The sequence below is a fragment of the Microbacterium sp. CCH5-D1 genome, from assembly GCF_001557335.1.
In the GTDB taxonomy this organism is placed as follows: Bacteria; Actinomycetota; Actinomycetes; order Actinomycetales; family Microbacteriaceae; genus Microbacterium; species Microbacterium oxydans.
This window is the reverse complement of sequence record NZ_LSJW01000309.1, coordinates 1-18,041: the sequence shown is the minus strand read 5'-3', so window position 1 is coordinate 18,041 and position 18,041 is coordinate 1. Positions and strand designations below refer to the sequence as shown.

General features: G+C 68.6%; 17 protein-coding genes and 1 pseudogene. 6 read left to right on the top strand and 12 right to left on the bottom strand.

The genetic code is table 11. The annotated features are described in order from the left end of the window. A pseudogene (locus AX744_RS18785) lies at positions 1-432 on the top strand (long-chain fatty acid--CoA ligase); the annotation flags it as partial. 55 nt (positions 433-487) lie between these two features. Here AX744_RS18785 and def read toward each other — a convergent pair. The 3 genes from def to AX744_RS18770 all read right to left on the bottom strand — a co-directional run bounded on the left by def (position 488) and on the right by AX744_RS18770 (position 6,143). Continuing rightward, positions 488-979, bottom strand: a complete 492-nt coding sequence (def, locus tag AX744_RS18780; RefSeq protein ID WP_046749335.1) for a peptide deformylase — start codon at positions 977-979, stop codon at positions 488-490. Continuing rightward, on the bottom strand, positions 979-2,670 hold the full coding sequence (locus AX744_RS18775) for a MinD/ParA family ATP-binding protein (protein WP_061018629.1): 1,692 nt from the start codon (positions 2,668-2,670) through the stop codon (positions 979-981). Before AX744_RS18775 ends, def begins: the two co-directional genes overlap by 1 nt. A gap of 65 nt (positions 2,671-2,735) precedes the next feature. Next, positions 2,736-6,143 carry a pyruvate carboxylase gene (locus tag AX744_RS18770; protein ID WP_061018627.1) on the bottom strand — a complete coding sequence of 1,136 codons (3,408 nt, stop codon included), beginning with the start codon at positions 6,141-6,143 and terminating at the stop codon, positions 2,736-2,738. Positions 6,144-6,236: 93 nt separating this feature from the next. Between AX744_RS18770 and AX744_RS18765 the strand changes: the two genes are divergently transcribed. Further along, positions 6,237-7,049 carry a ParA family protein gene (locus AX744_RS18765; RefSeq protein ID WP_046749338.1) on the top strand — a complete coding sequence of 271 codons (813 nt, stop codon included), beginning with the start codon at positions 6,237-6,239 and terminating at the stop codon, positions 7,047-7,049. A 75-nt stretch (positions 7,050-7,124) separates the two neighbouring features. Here the strand turns inward: AX744_RS18765 and AX744_RS18760 are convergent, their stop codons facing one another. The 3 genes from AX744_RS18760 to AX744_RS18750 all read right to left on the bottom strand — a co-directional run bounded on the left by AX744_RS18760 (position 7,125) and on the right by AX744_RS18750 (position 8,941). After that, positions 7,125-7,670, bottom strand: a complete 546-nt coding sequence (locus AX744_RS18760; protein WP_046749339.1) for a MerR family transcriptional regulator — start codon at positions 7,668-7,670, stop codon at positions 7,125-7,127. A gap of 99 nt (positions 7,671-7,769) precedes the next feature. Then, the gene (gene ftsR / locus AX744_RS18755) at positions 7,770-8,456 is read right to left on the bottom strand and encodes a transcriptional regulator FtsR (RefSeq protein ID WP_046749340.1); all 687 of its coding nucleotides are present in this window, start codon (positions 8,454-8,456) and stop codon (positions 7,770-7,772) included. Next, entirely contained in the window at positions 8,456-8,941 is a 486-nt protein-coding gene (locus AX744_RS18750) for an FHA domain-containing protein (RefSeq protein WP_046749341.1), read from the bottom strand. Before AX744_RS18750 ends, ftsR begins: the two co-directional genes overlap by 1 nt. 100 nt (positions 8,942-9,041) lie before the next feature. Here AX744_RS18750 and AX744_RS18745 point away from each other — a divergent pair, with 100 nt between their 5' ends. Beyond that, positions 9,042-9,692 carry a copper resistance CopC family protein gene (locus AX744_RS18745; RefSeq protein WP_061018625.1) on the top strand — a complete coding sequence of 217 codons (651 nt, stop codon included), beginning with the start codon at positions 9,042-9,044 and terminating at the stop codon, positions 9,690-9,692. Between the two features lie 9 nt (positions 9,693-9,701). Next, complete coding sequence (gene lpdA / locus AX744_RS18740; protein WP_046749343.1) at positions 9,702-11,099, top strand: dihydrolipoyl dehydrogenase; 1,398 nt, start codon at positions 9,702-9,704, stop codon at positions 11,097-11,099. A 66-nt stretch (positions 11,100-11,165) separates the two neighbouring features. On the opposite strand, the gene AX744_RS18735 is transcribed toward lpdA, so the two are convergent. The 6 genes from AX744_RS18735 to AX744_RS18710 all read right to left on the bottom strand — a co-directional run bounded on the left by AX744_RS18735 (position 11,166) and on the right by AX744_RS18710 (position 15,567). Next, entirely contained in the window at positions 11,166-12,284 is a 1,119-nt protein-coding gene (locus AX744_RS18735) for an FAD-dependent oxidoreductase (RefSeq protein WP_061018624.1), read from the bottom strand. Further along, a complete protein-coding gene (locus AX744_RS18730; protein ID WP_061018623.1) occupies positions 12,271-13,008 on the bottom strand; it encodes a methyltransferase domain-containing protein in 738 nt (245 codons plus the stop codon). Before AX744_RS18730 ends, AX744_RS18735 begins: the two co-directional genes overlap by 14 nt. Beyond that, positions 13,005-14,165 (bottom strand): type III polyketide synthase, encoded by a 1,161-nt coding sequence (locus tag AX744_RS18725; RefSeq protein WP_218867898.1) that lies wholly within the window; start codon positions 14,163-14,165, stop codon positions 13,005-13,007. The genes AX744_RS18730 and AX744_RS18725 overlap by 4 nt, the downstream gene beginning before the upstream one ends. Before the next feature lie 62 nt (positions 14,166-14,227). Further along, positions 14,228-14,842, bottom strand: a complete 615-nt coding sequence (locus tag AX744_RS18720) for a CYTH domain-containing protein (protein WP_058633147.1) — start codon at positions 14,840-14,842, stop codon at positions 14,228-14,230. Continuing rightward, positions 14,835-15,047, bottom strand: coding sequence for a hypothetical protein (locus AX744_RS18715; RefSeq protein ID WP_046749348.1), 213 nt, complete (start codon positions 15,045-15,047; stop codon positions 14,835-14,837). The genes AX744_RS18720 and AX744_RS18715 overlap by 8 nt, the downstream gene beginning before the upstream one ends. 49 nt (positions 15,048-15,096) lie before the next feature. Further along, complete coding sequence (locus AX744_RS18710; protein ID WP_061018620.1) at positions 15,097-15,567, bottom strand: prepilin peptidase; 471 nt, start codon at positions 15,565-15,567, stop codon at positions 15,097-15,099. 127 nt (positions 15,568-15,694) lie between these two features. Between AX744_RS18710 and AX744_RS18705 the strand changes: the two genes are divergently transcribed. Beyond that, positions 15,695-16,501: a hypothetical protein gene (locus AX744_RS18705; RefSeq protein WP_058633149.1), complete on the top strand. Its 807-nt coding sequence runs from the start codon at positions 15,695-15,697 to the stop codon at positions 16,499-16,501. Next, positions 16,498-18,036, top strand: a complete 1,539-nt coding sequence (locus AX744_RS18700) for a DNA polymerase Y family protein (RefSeq protein WP_061018618.1) — start codon at positions 16,498-16,500, stop codon at positions 18,034-18,036. Before AX744_RS18705 ends, AX744_RS18700 begins: the two co-directional genes overlap by 4 nt. Positions 18,037-18,041: the final 5 nt, after the last annotated feature.

The window sequence follows — 18,041 nt, the reverse complement described above, 5'->3', positions numbered from 1 at the left end:
GCCGGCGGCAAGAACGTCGCACCCGCCGCGCTCGAGGACCCGATCCGCGCGAACCCGATCATCGGCCAGGTCGTCGTGGTCGGCGACCAGCGTCCGTTCATCTCGGCCCTGGTGACGCTCGACCCCGAGATGCTCCCGACATGGCTCGCGAACAACGGACTCGAGGGCACGATGTCGCTCGCCGATGCTTCGAAGAACGCGGCGGTGCGCGCGGAGGTGCAGCGTGCGGTCGATGCCGCGAACGGCCGTGTCTCGCGCGCGGAGTCGATCCGCAAGTTCACGATCCTCGACTCCGAGTGGACGGAAGCCTCCGGTCACCTGACGCCGAAGCTCTCGATCAAGCGCAACATCATCATGAACGACTTCGCCGACGAGATCGCCGCGATCTATGACGAGCCCGTCGCCACCACGAACGTGCCGATCGGCGGCTGACCCTGAGGACACGAAGAAGGGCCCCGCAGGTGCGGGGCCCTTCTTCGTGTGCTCATCAGAACCAGGAACTCTCCCGCACCTCCCGCATCGCGATCTTGCGCGTTTCCGGGTCGAGGCGAGTCAGGAAGAGCTTGCCGTCCAGGTGATCGGTCTCGTGCTGCAGAGCCTGGGCGAGGAGGCCCTCGCCTTCGAGGACCACCGGGTTGCCGTCGAGGTCGATTCCCTCCACGCGTGCCCATGGATGGCGCTGCGCGTCGTGCCACAGGCCGGGAACCGAGAGGCAGCCCTCCCCCGTCGGCTCGGGCTCGCCGCGGACTTCGGTCAGCACGGGGTTGAGGACATATCCGATGTCACCGTCGATGTTGTAGCTGAACGCGCGCAGGGCGACGCCGATCTGAGGCGCGGCCACGCCTGCGCGCCCGGGGAGCTCGACGGTATCGACCAGGTCTGCGACGAGGGCGCGCACTCCGTCGTCGATCTCCTCGATCGGGGCGCAGACCGTGCGCAGGACGGGGTCGCCGAAGATGCGGATCTCGCGGACGGCCATCAGGCGGCCTTCGCCCGGAGGCCCTCGACGAGCAACGCGGCGAGTTCGCGGGCGGCGATCCGTGTCTCCGGCAGGAGGTTGGCGAACACGATCGCCCCTCCCCCGGCGATCTGCGGGTCGTACGGCACGCGGACGACACTCCGGGCCCGCGTGGCGAAGTGCGCCTGCAGTTCGTTCAGACGCACGAGCGGAGCGCCCGGCGTGGACTGATTGAGGACGACGATCGCCTCCCGCGCCTGCTCCGCGTACCCGTTGGTCTCGAGCCACGTGAGCGTTTCGGATGCGAGTCTCGCCTCGTCCACGCTGAGCCCCGAGACGATGACGATCTGATCCGCCAGGTCGAGGGTCGCCGACATCACCGAGTGGACGATCCCCGTCCCCGTGTCGGTGAGGACGAGCGAGTAGTAGTGAGCGGCGACGTCCGCGACGTCGCGGTAGTCGCTGTCGCTGAAGGCCTCAGCGATGCGCGGGTCGGCATCGGAGGCCAGGACGTCGAGGCGTGTCGCGTCACGCGCAACGATCGCGGAGATGTCGTGGTAACCCCTGACGTCGTCGTGGATCCGGACGAGGTCGCGCACCGACTTGCTGTGGTTCGGTCGCACGATCCGCTCCGCGAGCGTGCCACGGTCGGGGTTCGCGTCGACCGCGATCACCCGGTCCTCACGCGCATCGGCCAGGGCCATGCCCAGGAGCGCGGTGATCGTGGTCTTGCCCACCCCTCCCTTGCGGGAGAGCACCGGCACGAAGCGCGCTCCGCCCGCGATCGGCGCCGCGATCCGCGCGGAGAGGGCTTTGCGCTCCCGCGCGCGGCGCCCGTCGCCGATGTTGATCCGCCGGCCGGAGACCGCGTACAGCAGATGACTCCACGCTCCCTCAGGCTCGGGCTTGGTGATCTGATGCGGATCGAGCAGTCGGTCTGCCGTCAGCAGATCAGCGGATTCGCGTGAGGATTCGCCCAGCTCATCCAGGCGCTTCGACGTGAGTGTCACGTCCGCGCGACCCGCCGGGCGTGCCGGCTGGACCACGACGGGCCTCTCTTCGGGGATGGACACGGTGGTCTCCTTCTCAGCGGGTGTCCGCACGGCGGGTGCCGGTGCAGATGCCGTCGTCTCGGTCCGGGCCTGAGCGAGGAAACGCGCCGCAGCCTCTTCCTCGGCAGCCTCTTCCTCGGCAGTCTCTTCTGCGGCAGCCGCTTCCTCGGCAGCACGCTCACGAACGGCGTCGGGATCGTCGGCGATCGAGTCGCCGGGCTCCTCGTCATCGACGATCACGGCATCGATGACGGCGTCCGCATGCGGACGCGAACCGATCGCTGTCGCATCGATCGCGATCGGCTCGATCACGGGCGAATCGATCACACCGGTGACGACATCGGGCTCTGCGGGCGGCTCCTCCGCCGACGCCGCATCGATCGAGGGTGCCTCGGGCAACGGCTTCGTCTTCGTCTTCGTCTTCGCCGGAAACGCCGTCTCCTGTTCGACGGCAGGCACCGGATCGATCACGAGGTCTCCGATGACCTCGCCGTCGATCACCTCGTCGTCGGCGAGATCGTCGTCCTCGTTCATGGGCAGGGTCACACGGACCTGGGCCGTCCCGCCGAGGATGCCGATACCGGCCGTGTCGAGAGACGCGGCTTCGTCGAGCACCCCCAGCGAGTCGTCCTCGGGGTCGGTGGTGTTCTTCGGTGTCACGATGTCGCTCCAAGCCTGCGCGAGCCCCGGGTGCGCACGGATGCGCGGCCCTCGCCCGCACAAGATTAGTGCGCCGGGCGGATCACGACCAAAAGATCTCCGGCGTCCACCTGCTGCGTCTCGGCGATGGCGTGCCGCTCGATGACACCGTCGACGGGTGCGGTGATGGCCGCCTCCATCTTCATCGCCTCGATGGATGCGACGGGTTCACCGGCGTGCACGGTGGCCCCCACCTCGGCCTTCAACGTGACGACACCGGAGAACGGTGCGGCGACCTGGCCGGGAACCGAGGTGTCCGCCTTCTCCACCTCGATCGCATCGACCTTGACCGCGCGATCACGGACGAACACCGGACGAAGCTGCCCGTTGAGGGTGGTCATGACCGTGCGCATGCCCTTGTCATCCGCGTCGCCGATGGCCTCGAGTCCCACGTAGAGCCGCACGCCCCGGTCGATCTCGACCTGATGCTCCTGGCCGGCGACGAGGCCATAGAGGTAGTCGCTGGTGTCGAGCACCGAGAGGTCGCCGAACAGTTCACGGCGCTCGGCGAACTCCGCACTCGGCGCAGGGAACAGCAGGGTGTTGAGCCGCGCTCTGCGCTCAGAGCTGGTGCCACCGAGCGCTGCTTCATCGTCCGCGGTGATCGCCGTGATCCCGGTGCGCACCGACCGTCCTGCGAGGACCTTGGTACGGAACGGCTCTGGCCATCCGCCGGGAAGGTCGCCGAGTTCACCAGCCATGAATCCGACGACCGAGTCCGGCACGTCGTACTTCTCGGGGTTGGCCTCGAAGTCGGCCGGATCGGCTTTCACCGCCGCGAGATGGAGCGCGAGGTCTCCGACGACCTTCGACGACGGCGTGACCTTGGGCACCCGCCCGAGGATGCGGTCCGCGGCGGCGTACATGTCCTCGATGAGTTCGAAGTCGTCGGCCAGACCGAGTGCCTTCGCCTGCTGCCGGAGGTTGGAGAGCTGGCCGCCGGGGATCTCGTGGTGGTAGACACGGCCCGTGGGTCCGGGCAGTCCCGACTCGAAAGGCGCATACTGGCGACGGACCGCCTCCCAGTACGGCTCCAGGTCGGAGACCGCTCCCAGGGAGATGCCGCTGTCGCGCTCCGTGTGGGCGAGCGCAGCCACCAGGGACGACAGCGAGGGCTGGCTCGTGCTCCCCGAAAGGGGTGCCGATGCGGCGTCCACCGCGTCGACGCCGGCCGCGCTGGCGGCGAGAAGCGTGGCGAGCTGGCCTCCGGGGGTGTCGTGCGTGTGCAGATGCACGGGCAGGTCGAAGCGCTCGCGCAGCGCCGTCACCAGCTTGGCCGCCGCCGCGGGTCGCAGCAGACCAGCCATGTCCTTGATGGCGATGATGTGCGCGCCAGCTTCGACGATCTGATCCGCCAGGCCCAGGTAGTAGTCGAGCGTGTAGAGGTCTTCTGCCGGATCGAGCAGGTCACCGGTGTAGCAGAGCGCGACCTCGGCGACGGCGGTCCCCGTGTTGCGGACGGCCTCGATCGCCGGACGCATCTGCTCGACGTCGTTGAGGGCGTCGAAGATGCGGAAGATGTCCACCCCGCTGGCGGCCGCCTCGGCGATGAACGCCTCGGTCACCGCGGTGGGGTACGGGGTGTATCCGACCGTGTTGCGCCCGCGCAGCAGCATCTGGATCGCCACGTTCGGGAGCGCGGCCCTGAGCTTGTCGAGTCTCTCCCAGGGGTCTTCGCCGAGGAAGCGCAGCGCGACGTCGTATGTCGCCCCTCCCCACGCCTCGACCGACAGCAACTCGGGAGTCAGCCGTGCGAGATAAGGAGCCGCGGCGACGAGGTCCTTCGTGCGCACACGCGTGGCGAGGAGGGACTGATGCGCGTCACGGAAGGTGGTGTCGGTGATCGCCAGCGCCGTCTGCGCACGGAGACTGCGGGCGAAACCCTCCGGTCCCCGTTCGAGAAGCCTCTGGCGAGAGCCCGGAGCCGGCTCGGTCGTCAGATCGACGGAAGGAAGCTTGGCGACCGGATCGATGACGCCGGGGTGTGCACCGTGCGGCTTGTTCACCGTGACGTCGACCAGCCAGTTGAGCAGCTTCGTTCCACGGTCCTTCGAAACCCGGCCACGCAGCAGCTCTGGACGCTCATCGATGAAGGACGTGCTGACGTCACCAGCGATGAACGCGTCATCTTCCAGGAGAGCCTGGAGGAAGGGGATGTTGGTGGAGACACCCCGGATGCGGAACTCCGCGAGCGCTCGACGTGCGCGGGCGACCGCCGCAGGGAAGTCACGACCGCGGCACGTGAGCTTCGCGAGCATCGAGTCGAAGTGAGGGCTGATCTGTGCGCCCTGGTGCACCGTGCCGCCGTCGAGACGGATGCCGGCGCCTCCCGGCGAGCGGTAGGTGGTGATCTTGCCGGTGTCAGGACGGAATCCCTGAGTGGGATCCTCCGTCGTGATCCGGCATTGGAGCGCCGCTCCGCGCAGGTGCAGATTCTGCTGCTGCAGACCGAGGTCGGCGAGGGTCTGGCCGGAGGCGATGCGCATCTGGCTCTGCACGAGGTCGACGTCGGTGACCTCCTCTGTGACCGTGTGCTCGACCTGGATGCGCGGATTCATCTCGATGAAGACGACCTCGCCCGTGCGCTCCCCCGCGGTCTCCAGCAGGAACTCGACGGTTCCCGCGTTCTCGTAGCCGATCGACCGGGCGAAGGCCACGGCGTAGCCGTGCAGCGCCGTCCGCACGCTGTCGTCGAGGTTCGGCGCCGGAGCGATCTCCACGACCTTCTGGTGGCGCCGCTGCACCGAGCAGTCGCGCTCGAACAGGTGGACCGTCTCACCCGTCTTGTCGGCGAGGATCTGCACCTCGATGTGCCGAGGGCGCACGACCGCCTGCTCGAGGAACATCCGGGCGTCGCCGAACGCGCTCGCAGCTTCCCGCATCGCCTCCGCGAGAGCGGGTGCGAGATCACCTGCCGTCTCGACACGACGCATCCCGCGGCCTCCACCACCGGCCACGGCCTTGGCGAACAGCGGGAAGCCGATCTCCGCCGACTGGGCGACGAGTGCATCGACGTCGTCGGAGGCTTCTGTGGATCGCAGCACCGGCACTCCGGCCTCGACCGCGTGCCGCTTCGCCTCGACCTTGTTCCCCGCCATCTCGAGCACATTCGAGGGTGGGCCGATGAACACGATGCCGTTCGCTGCGGCCTTCTCGGCGAGCTCCGGGTTCTCGGAGAGGAACCCGTACCCGGGGTAGATCGCATCGGCGCCGGACTCCAGCGCGACCCGGATGATCTCGTCGACATCGAGGTAGGCGCGGACGGGATGACCGCGTTCGCCGATCTCATAGGCCTCATCGGCCTTCAGCCGATGCACGGAGCCGCGATCTTCGTAGGGGAACACCGCGACGGTGCGCGCTCCCACTTCGACTGCCGCACGGAAGGCGCGGATCGCGATCTCGCCGCGATTCGCCACAAGGATCTTCTGGAACATGCACACCTCTGGAAGCTCGATGCGCAGCTTTTTCGATGCGCATGGGGCGGGGCTGAGTGTTCCCCCAGCCTAGGGGAAGGTAACGTTGTCTCCGTGCACGTACTCAGCGTCAGCTCTCTCAAGGGAGGCGTCGGCAAGACGACCGTGACACTCGGGCTGGCCTCAGCGGCTTTCGCCCGAGGAGTCCGGACGCTCGTCGTCGACCTCGACCCGCAGTCCGACGTCTCCACCGGGATGGACATCCAGGTGGCCGGACGACTCAACATCGCCGATGTCCTGGCGAACCCGAAGGAGAAGGTCGTCCGTCAGGCGATCACGTCCAGCGGGTGGGCGAAGGTGCACCCCGGGACGATCGATGTCCTCATCGGCAGTCCCTCCGCGATCAATTTCGACGGCCCGCACCCGAGCGTGCGCGACGTGTGGAAGCTGGAGGAGGCTCTCGCATCCGTCGAGTCCGAGTACGACCTCGTGCTCGTCGACTGCGCACCGTCGCTGAATGCCCTGACCCGCACGGCGTGGGCGGCGAGCGACCGCGTCATGGTCGTCACCGAGCCCGGCCTCTTCTCCGTCGCCGCAGCCGACCGTGCCCTCCGCGCGATCGAGGAGATCCGCCGCGGTCTCTCGCCGCGACTCCAGCCGCTCGGCATCGTAGTGAACCGCGTGCGTCCGCAGTCCATCGAGCACCAGTTCCGCATCAAGGAGCTCCGCGACATGTTCGGCCCTCTCGTGCTCTCCCCCCAGCTTCCGGAACGCACGTCTCTGCAGCAGGCGCAGGGCGCCGCCAAGCCCCTGCACATCTGGCCGGGCGACTCCGCTCAGGAACTCGCCGCCGACTTCGACCAGCTGCTCGACCGCATCATCCGCACCGGACGCATCGCCGTGCCCGAGAGCGGTCAGCAGAGCTGACACGTCCGACGCACACAGCGAAACGGCCGCCCTCTTCGAGGACGGCCGTTTTCTGTCTGTGGGTGAGGCGCTGTATCACGCCGAGCGCTTGGTCCGGCGCGCCGACAGCTCGTCGACCGGGTCGGGCGCCGTCGCGTCGAAGGAGACGAGCGTCGACTCCACCTCGCGGAGGACCTTGCCGACGGCGATGCCGAACACACCCTGCCCGCGGCTGACGAGGTCGATGACCTCGTCGTTCGACGTGCAGAGGTAGACCGAGGCTCCGTCGCTCATGAGCGTGGTTCCGGCCAGGTCGCGGATACCGGCACGCCGGAGCTCTTCGACGGCCGTGCGGATCTGCTGCAGCGAGATGCCGGTGTCGAGAAGGCTCTTCACCAGCTTGAGGACGAGGATGTCACGGAAGCCGTAGAGACGCTGCGAGCCGGAGCCGTTCGCGCCGCGCACGGTGGGCTCGACCAGCTCGGTGCGCGCCCAGTAGTCGAGCTGACGGTAGGTGATACCGGCGGCACGCGCTGCGACCGCACCACGGTAGCCGACCTCGTCATCCATGGCCGGGAGTCCGTCGGTGAAGAGGAGTTCGGGTACGAACCGCGGGTCGCCTGCGAGCTCATCCGCATTCATCTGAAATCCTCTCTGGAACGGTTTCTTCCACGGTAGAGCAGTGCCAGGGCACCGGCAATCACATCCGTGTGGCGGCGAAGGTGTGTCGCAATCAGTTCGTTACGAAAGCACGCGCGAGAGCGCATCCTTGACGAAGAGCGATCGCACCTCGTCGATGCGCGAGGCCAGTTCGGGGGCGAGTTCGCTGGCCTTCGCCCGTGACGCGGCGTCGGTCCGGCGCAGCAGCGCGGACATGGCGGATTCGATCAGGGCGACCTCACGTTCGGCGCCCTGACGCAGCGAGCGCAGGTGCCGTGGCTCGATGCCGTGGCGGTCGAGCGCGACCAGGCCGCGCAGCAGCGTCACGGTCGCCTCGGGATAGCTCTCCTGCGCGGTGATGACCCCTGTGCTGATCGCGTCGTTGAGAAGCTGCGGTCCCGCTCCCGCCGCGGCGAGGAGTTCGTCTCGGCGATAGCGACGGGGCGACGGGGCGATCGACGGCGGTGGCAGCAGCGGGGTCGAGTCCCCGGCGGCATCGGCCTCGTCGAGTTGCTCGCGGATCACGCTCAACGGAAGGTAGTGATCGCGCTGCAGGGTGAGCCCGAGACGGAGACGCTCGATGTCGGACGCCGAGAACTTCCGGTAGCCGGAGTCCGTGCGAGAAGGACTGACGATGCCCTGCACCTCGAGGAACCGCAGTTTGCTGGAGGTCAGGTCGGGAAACTCCGGGGTGAGCCTCGCGAGCACCTGACCGATACTCAGCAGGCCCGCGGACGCAGAGCGTTCGCGGGCGGGAGAGGCCGCCATCAGGCGTTCGCCGCCTGGCGGTCCTGCGGGGAGGCGAAGAAGTTCAGACGGAACTTGCCGACGCGGAGTTCGGAGCCGTCAGCCAGAGTGCTGCGGTCGACGCGCTCACCGTTGACATAGGTGCCGTTGAGCGAGCGCTGGTCGATGATCTCGAACGTCGATCCCGTGCGGGTGATCTCCGCATGCCGACGGGAGACGGTCACATCGTCGAAGAAGATGTCGGCCTCGGGGTGGCGACCCACGGTCGTCACATCGGTGTCGAGGAGGTACCGTGCCCCGGCGAGAGCGCCGGAACGGACCAGCAGAAGAGCCGATCCTGCAGGCAGCGCGGCGATGGCCGTCTGCTCGACGTCGGTGAGCTCCACACCGAACGGCACGAAGGACAGATCGGAATCGTGTCCGAACGTCTGCGTCACGTCGTGTCTCTGCTCACCGGAACGGTGGATCGCGGCTTCTCCGGCCGGTCGGCTGTCGCTGTCAGTCACTGTGCCCTCCTGGTTGTCCAGACTAACGGATGCCGAGGGGCTCGCGGGAGGGCGCATCCACACTCAGCCGTCCCATACCGAGGATTCATAGGCTGTACTCGTGAAGACCAAAGCTCTGAGCCGCTCGGCCGCACCGATCGCCCTCGCCGCGACCCTGCTCGCCGCCTTCCTCGTGTTCCTCTCCCCGCTATCGGCCTCGGCGCACGACGCGCTCGTCTCGTCGTCACCGGCAGCCGACGAGTCGGTCGAGACGGTCCCCGACACGCTGACCCTCACCTTCAGCGCGAAGCTGATCGGCGGCGAGGGCGCGACCGAGGTCGTCGTGACCGACCCCGCGGGGAACCCGATCACGGACGGGCCGGCGACGGTCGACGGTGCGATCGTCACGCAGCCCCTGCAGGGCGCGGGACCGGCCGGTGCCTATCACGTGATCTGGAAGGTCGTGTCGAGCGACGGGCACCCCACCTCCGGCGAGTACTCCTTCACCGTGACCGTGGGGGACGAAGGAGCCGCCACGGAGGAGCCCAGCGCCGCACCGACGACGGCCGCGCCGACCGCGGAGCAGACGGCATCCCCCGAGGTGACGAGCACGCCGACCGCGAACGCAGATGACGAGGCGGGTGGATCGGCGGCGATCTGGATCGTCGCGATCCTCGCTGTGCTCGTGGTCGCCGGCGTGGTCGTCTGGATCGTCATGAGCCGCCGCCGAGGCGCGGCCGCGACCGATTCCGACACCCCCTCGGAGCGATAGGCTTAAGGCATGCCACACTACGACGTCGTCATCCTTGGTGCAGGTCCTGGCGGATACGTCGCTGCGGTTCGCAGCGCGCAGCTCGGTCTCTCCACCGCCATCATCGAGGAGAAGTACTGGGGTGGTGTCTGCCTCAACGTCGGCTGCATCCCCTCCAAGGCGCTCCTGAAGAACGCGGAGCTTGCGCACACCCTGAACCACAAGGCCGACTTCTTCGGGATCTCCGGCGAGTTCACGATCGACTTCGGCAAGGCGTTCGACCGCAGCCGCGAGGTCGCGGAGGGTCGTGTCAAGGGAATCCACTTCCTGATGAAGAAGAACAAGGTGACCGAGTACAACGGTCGCGGCACCTTCACCGGCCCCAAGGCGATCTCGGTCGCCAAGGCCGACGGCTCCACCGAAGAGGTCACGTTCGACAACGTGATCATCGCCACCGGCTCCAAGGTGCGTCTGCTCCCCGGTGTCACGCTCAGCGAGAACGTCGTCACCTACGAAGAGCAGATCATGACCCGGGACCTGCCCGAGTCGATCGTCATCGTCGGCGCCGGCGCCATCGGCATGGAGTTCGCCTACGTCCTGACGAACTACGGCGTCAAGGTGACCATCATCGAGTTCCTCGACCGCGCACTCCCCAACGAGGATGCGGACGTGTCGAAGGAGATCACGAAGCAGTACAAGAACTACGGCGTCGACATCCTCACCTCGACCAAGGTCGAGTCGGTCGTCGACAACGGCTCGTCCGTCACCGTCACCTACACCGGCAAGGACGGACAGCAGTCGTCGATCGAGGCCGGCAAGGTTCTCATGTCGGTCGGGTTCGCCCCGAACATCGAGGGCTTCGGCCTGGAGAAGACCGGCGTGAAGCTGACCGAGCGCGGCGCGATCGACATCGACGACCACATGCGCACCAATGTGGAGGGCATCTACGCGATCGGCGATGTGACCGCCAAGCTGCAGCTCGCCCACGTGGCCGAGGCCCAGGGTGTGGTCGCGGCCGAGACCATCGGCGGCGCCGAGACCCAGACGCTGGGCGACTACCGCATGATGCCGCGTGCGACGTTCTGCTCCCCGCAGGTCGCCTCGTTCGGCCTCACCGAGCAGCAGGCCAAGGACGAGGGACGCGAGATCAAGGTCGCGACCTTCCCGTTCATGGCGAACGGCAAGGCACACGGCCTCGGCGAGCCGGTCGGCTTCGTCAAGCTGATCGCCGACGCCGAGCACCTCGAGCTCATCGGCGCGCACATGATCGGCCCCGATGTGTCGGAGCTCCTCCCCGAGCTGACGCTCGCACAGAAGTGGGACCTCACGGCTCTCGAGCTGGCCCGCAACGTGCACACGCACCCGACGCTGTCGGAGGCGCTGCAGGAGGGCTTCCACGGCCTCGCAGGCCACATGATCAACTTCTGATCGAGACTCCGCAGAAGGCCCGGTCCGCGCACAGCGGACCGGGCCTTCTGCATCCCGGAGCCGGCGTCAGATCCCGCGCATCGTGAGCAGACCCGTCGTCCAGCCCCGCAACGGCTCCGAACCGAGGGCGCGCATCACCAGCTCCCTGCCCTGCACGACCGCAGCCGGCGCCGGCGCGCCCATCGACATGTAGAACCTCGAGCGTCGTCCGGCCATGGCGGCAACCCGGCGCACGCGATGGTCGTAGGCGGCGAGGTCGGGAACCCGTGTCGGGAGGGAACGGACGAGCTGCTCGGCGAGGCGCACGGCGTCGACCCACCCCAGGTTCATCCCCTGCCCTCCGATCGGGCTGACCTCGTGCGCGGCATCACCCAGGAGCACGGCCCTCCCCCGATGCACCCGTGTGGCCATGTGCTGCGCGGCGACGAACGACGCCGGTTGCGCGCCCACCGGGAGCTCGAGGTCGATCCCGGTGCGCTGCCGGACGGCCGTGCGGAAGCCCGCTGCGGAACCGACCCCCTCGTCCCCCTCCCTCACCACCCATCGGCGCCGCCCACCCGGCAGCGGGAAGCACTCGACGAGTCCATCCGGCTCGCAGTGCAGGATCGCGCGGTCACCCGGAGTCTCGTCGTGCACGTCGAGCATCGAATACGACCCGCGCCCCGGCCGAGGACGCCAGCCGATCCGCAGGTCACCGCGCAGTCGGCTCCGCACCCCGTCGGCGACCACCACCATCGATGCGGTGACCTCGCGTGATCCTTCGATCGTCTCCGTCGCGACGACGACCTCGTCATTGGTCTGGCGCACCTCGCGCACCTCGCAGCCGACGACCAGAGCGTCGGGAGCGAGCGCGCGCAGACGGGAGCGCAGCACCGCATCCGTGTGAGGTTGCGGAAGCACCAGGACCGGGCGGTCGCGGTCGAAGGTCAGCGTCGCCAGAGTCCGCCGACGGCTACGCACCTCGCCGCCCGCGAGTCGCAGCGCCTCCGCCCGCACCTCGCCGCCGACCCCTGCCGCGTCCAGGGCATCCAGGCCGGGACGGTGGATGCCGATGGCTCTGGTCCGGTCGTCGGTCCCCGTCCGCCGCTCGCAGATCGTCACCCGCAGCCCCTCCTGCGCCAACAGACAGGCCAGCAGCAGACCGACAGGACCCGCACCGACGATCAGGACGTCATGTTCGGGCATGCGCTCCCACCCACCGCAGCTCCAGTCGAGAGGGCACGCCGCCGCGGACGACCCATCCGGGAGGAGCGATCGCCCTGAGCTCGGCCGTCGTGTACGAGCGGCGGATGCTGATGAGACCGTCCTCACGGATGAACGAGTCCGCGAGGAGGGTGCTCGAGATCGTCCAGGTGGCTGCGGAGAACAGCGCATGAGCGGTGCGGCTCCGGGCGATGTCACGGTGCGAGACCATCCCGCCGGGAGCGACGAGCCGCACGGAGTCGTCGAGCACCGTCCGCAGCTCGGCATCGTCGAGATGATGCAGCACGTGATTGGACAGCACCATGTCGTAGATCTCTCCCGCAGCCACCAGCTCGGTCGTGAGGGCACGACGGTAGCGGATGCCCGCGCCGCGATCGTGCGCCGATGCCCAGCGGATCGCCCGCACGTCGGCGTCGAGCGCGGTGACCTCTGCATCGAAGCCGTCCCGACGCAGTCTCCAGGCGAGCAGCCGACAGAGATCTCCCCCACCCGCACCGATGTCAAGGATACGCAAGGCGCGCGACTGCTCCCTGGCGTGCGCGGCCCGTGGCCGGACGTCACGCCGGTAGAGGCTACCCGGGCGGGAGACCAGAGCGTTCACGAACCCGAACCGCCCATAGGTCCGGGCCAGCATCCGCGCATCGGCGTCCGGGGCGTCCATCAACTCGCGGGTGTCGACGTCCCGCGTCGTGAGAGGCCGGGTCATGAACGAGGCGGTGCCACGACGGTCATCAGCGCGCTCTCGGCGGTCAGCCCCGGCCCGAAAGCCATCGCGGAGACGCGGTCACCGGCACGGGCACCCTCCTCCTCGAGGATCCGTTTCAGGATGAACAGCACGGTCGCGCTGGACATGTTGCCGTTGTTCCGCAGCACCTCCCTGGCCGGGTGCAGTTGAGCGTCGCTGAGGTTCAGCCGCTCCTGCACCTTGTCGAGGATGCTGCGTCCGCCCGGATGGATGGCCCAATGCTGCACGGCTTCCCCCACGCCGCCGCCTTCGAAGGCCTGCCCGAGGTCCTCTTCCGGACTGTACAGCGGCCGGAGCGCACCGATGATGGTCTCGCCGATGATCTGCGGGACGGCCGTGGAGAGGATCATCTCGAAACCGGTGTCTCCGATCGTCCAGGCCATGTCCTTCTCGCCTTCCGGCGCGATCGCGGTGTGGAAGCGATCCAGGCGCAATGCGGGAACCGGGGAGGGGAGGTCGCGTGCCGTGACGATTCCGGCGGCCGCACCGTCGGCGAACAGCGAAGACGCGACGATCGTGTCGGGGTTCTCCGAGGTGCGAAGGTGAAGGGTGCACAGTTCGACGCTCACGACCAGGACGACCGCGTTCTCGTCCGCGGCGCAGAACTGACTCGCGGCCCGGAGCGCCGGCATCGACGCATAGCAGCCCATGAATCCGAAGTGGAAGCGCTGCACGGCATCGGGGAGGCCGAGCGCGCGCACGATCTCGTACTCGGGACCAGGGGCGTGGAACCCGGTGCAGGAGACCGTGATGACGTGTGTCACATCGGCGGGGCGGAGGTCGGGGTCGGCGTCGATCGCCCGCCGCGCGGCCTCGACGAAGAGCACGGTGGCCTCACGGGTGTAGAAGTCGTTGCGCGCTTTCGTGCCCGGAGCGAGCAGCATGCCCGTTCGGCGGTCGAAGAAGACGGGGTCGGTGACGTCCGAATCGGGTGACAGCTCATCGATCACCGTGTGGCGGGTGTCGATGCCCGAGACGTTGAACGAGGTCGTGACGATCCGTTGCGCGAGTCTTCCCAGGTCGGGCTGCTGTGCGAAGACGTCACGCACCTGCTCCTGCACGAGAACGGTGTCGGGGACGATCGTCTGCAGCGATCGAAGCACAGGCGTTCGGCTCATGGTGTCACTCAAGCACTGCGCACCGCTCGGGGGGAAGGGGTTGCGCCCGAGCGCTGTCCGCCCTAGACGCCGAGAGCTCTGGCGAGCTTCGACCCCGACGCCGACTCCGTGCCTCCGGCAGCAGCCACCGCCTGCTCCACCGCGTCGAAGAACGCGGTGCGTCCCGCCTCATCGGAGGGCGCGGCTGGACCGAGTTCCATCTCCCACTCACGCCATTCGCGCGTCACGTTCCCGCGCAGATCGGTCGCTCGCACCCGATCGTCGACGAACTCGGCGACCACCCCGTGCGGGCCGCTGAGCAGATAGGCGGTGCGGTCGTTCTCGATCCGGGCGAGCGGGGTGAGCGGAGCTGTCGTCCATTCGGAGATGGTCTCGGCCACGGCGGGAGGGAGCGTGTCGCCCTCTCCCAGCGGCCAGCCGAGTTCGAGTCGACCGTCTCCCTGTCGCGGCCCCTTTACGTGCCAGCCCTCGTCGGGGCCGCCGGTGCGACGACGCAGCGCCACTCCGGCACGCGAGAGAGTGCCGTCAGCGGTGTCGAAGTACCGGGCGTCCAGGGCGCGGACCTCTCCGGTGCTGACCGCCTCGACGCCGGGGATCCTCTCCCACCGGGGCAACGGGGTCTCGAGGTCGACGTCGTACTTGCGCTCGACCTCGACCGTGCGGGACGGCTCAGTCATCCTCGAGGGTGAGGTCCTCGAGCGACTCCTCGAACCAGTAGTCGACCTCGGTGGGGCCGTCGCCCTCTCCGGTGTTCTGCGGTTCGCCGCGGCGGTTGTACACCACCTGCGTCTCGCTGTAGGGGACGATCAGCTTGTCGTCCGCGTCGCCGAGGGGGATGATCTGCCCGTCGAGCGGGCCGCCGTGAAGTCGTGCGAGTGCCATGTGCTCAGGGTAGCCCCGTCGTCGCAGAATGCGGGCGAGGCGTGCGGGTTCAGCCGAGGGCGACTCCGAGCAGGGCGCCGGCGATCATCCAGGGCCCGAAGGCGATGCGGGTCGCTCCGTCGGCTCTGCGCAGCAGGATGAGCACCAGCGCATAGAGCGCGCCCAGCACGAATGCCGAGGCCGCCCCGATCATCAGCGCCTGCCAGCCGTGCCATCCCAGCACCAGGCCGATGACGGCGGCGAGCTTCACGTCTCCCCCGCCCATCCCCGCGCGGCTGACCATCCGCAGCACGGCATAGAAACCACCGAGGACCACAAGGCCGATAGCGGCGCGCACGGACGACGCCCACTGCCCTGCGGCGAGAGCATCGATCGACACGAGCACCAGGAGGACACCGAGCGTCGGCAGCACGATCCGATCGGGGAGACGGTGAGTGCGGGCGTCGATCACGATGAGCCAGCCTCCGACACCGATCAAGGCAGCATGCACGAGCGCGATGAGCGTGAGCCGGATGTCCATCCCGGCAGGTTAGGAGATCGAGGGAGCACTCTTCGACAGCCTGTGGACAACCCCCTGGCGGATGTCCGATGTACGAACTATCGTCGATCAGACGACTTGTTATATTAGAATATATCTTCGAGAAAGGATGCAGGTGATCGGGCTCGACGCAATCGCCTCGCTCTCCCCCACGGGCGACTCCCGTGCGGGAGAAGTGCTGCGGCTGCGTCGCGAGATCAGCCGGATGCAACGACGGCGCAGCGAACAGACGCTGCTGCCCCTCGACCCTGCTTTCGCCTCACTCCTTCCGGAAGGGGGACTGCAGACCGGCACCTCCTACTCCGTGTCCCCTTCACCGAGCCTCGTCCTCGCGCTGCTCGGCGCCGCGTCGCAGAAGGGGCTGTGGTGCGCCGTGGTCGGCATGCCGACCCTCGGCGTGGAAGCCGCAGCCGCATTCGGCATCGACCTCGCCCGCCTGATCCTCGTACCGACGCCGGGAGATCGCTGGCTCGCCGCGACATCCGCTCTGGCCGAGGTCGTGCCCCTGATCGTCGTCTCCCCCGGCTCGCGCGCACGAGACGCCGATGTCGCCCGGTTGAGCGCTCGTCTGCGCGATCGCGGTTGCACACTCCTCGTCACCGAGACACCGGGGGCGGAGCGCTGGCCACAGAGCGAAGGAACCATACGCCTGCATGACCCGCACTGGCACGGACTCGGCGCCGGATGGGGACTGCTCTCGGACTGCACGGTCACGGTGACCGCCCGGACACGGCACAGCCCTCGTCCGTCGAGCGTGCGCGTGCAGCTGCCAGGAGGACATGGTGCGGTCGAGACCGTCGGAGCCGAGCTCACCGCGCTGCCGGCGCTCGCTCCGGAGACCGCTTTCGTTCCGGAGACCGCCATATCGAGCGGATCCCCGCCACCTGAGCTCCTGCGATGGGCGGAAGCCGGATGAACAGCCCGCTCCGTGTGCTGGTGCTGTGGTTCCCCGATTGGCCGATGCGGGCGGCGCTCGGCATCGCTCCCCCGCACCCGCCCACCGCCCTGGTGCAGGCGAACACGATCGTCGCCTGCACCGCGTCCGCCAGGGAGCACGGTGTGCGCACCGGTCAGCGCCGCAGGATCGCGCAGGGGCACCTCGCCTCTTTGCGCGTGCTCTCCCACGACCCCGACCGCGACGAGCGGGCCTTCCTGCCGGTGCTGCACCTGATCGAGAAGCATGCGCCAGGGGTCACGCTGCTGCGACCGGGACTCGCGATCCTCCGCGCCAGAGGCATCTCCCGCTATCACGGAGGAGAAGCGGAAGCCGCCGAAGCCCTCACCGCCGTCCTGGCCGATGCAGGGTTCCCCGAGGTGCGGGTCGGCGTCGCCGACGGCCCGTTCACGGCTGAGATCGCGGCGCGCGGCACCGCACCATGCACAGTGGTGCCGCCGGGGGCGTCCGGAGAGTTCCTGGCACCGTATCCCGTCCAGGTGCTGCGCGACGAGCAGATCGCCGGACTCCTCGTCAGGCTCGGCGTGCGCACGCTCGGTGAATTCGCATCCCTCACCGCGCTCGACGTGCGCGACCGTTTCGGCGAGCACGGCGCCCGCTTGCACGCCCTCGCCGCCGGTGCCGACTCCCGTCCGCTGACGCCGCGCCCGCCCGATCCGGAGCTGGTGCGGGCCATCGAGTTCGACTCCCCGCTGGGGGGAACGGACCAGGTGGCCTTCGCGGTGCGTCAGACGGCGGACGCGGTGATGCTCGCTCTGGGCGACGCCTCCCTCGTCTGCACGGAGGTGCGGATCGATCTGACCGACGACAACGGCGCCGTCTTCTCCCGGTCCTGGCTGCATCCGACCTGTTTCGACGCCTCCGACCTCGTCGACCGGGTGCGCTGGCAGCTGGAATCCCTGGCCGCGCAGTCCGCGAAGGAGCCGGTCGACGAGGCGCGGGCGTTCGGCGGCATCGTGGCGGTGCGGATCGTTCCCGCGGCCGTGGACGATGCCGCGCACCACCAGCCGGGGCTCTTCGGCTCCGGCACGGATGAACGTCTGCACCATGCGGTCTCGCGCGTGCAGACCATGCTGGGCCATCAGGGTGTGGTCACCGCCGCCGTCGCCGGTGGTCGCTGGCTCGCGGATCGCCAGGTGCTCACCCCGTGGGGAGAGCGCACCGTCCCGCCCCGCGACCCCGGCTCCCCGTGGCCGGGGAGCCTTCCCGACCCCCTGCCGGCCGAGGTCTTCCGACCGCCGAGACCCATCGGCGTGTTCGCTGCGGACGAGAGCACCATCAGCGTCGATGAGCGGGGTTCGCTCTCGAACGACCCCGCCCGCATCGACGGATCCGCCGTGCAGGCCTGGGCAGGACCCTGGCCCGTGCACGAACGACGCTGGGCGCCAGGGGGCGGGAAGCGGGGACACCGGCTCCAGATCGTCGACGACGACGACCGTGCGTGGTTGGTGTTCTGCACCGGCGAGCGCTGGTGGGCCGAGGGGAGGTACCGCTGATGGGC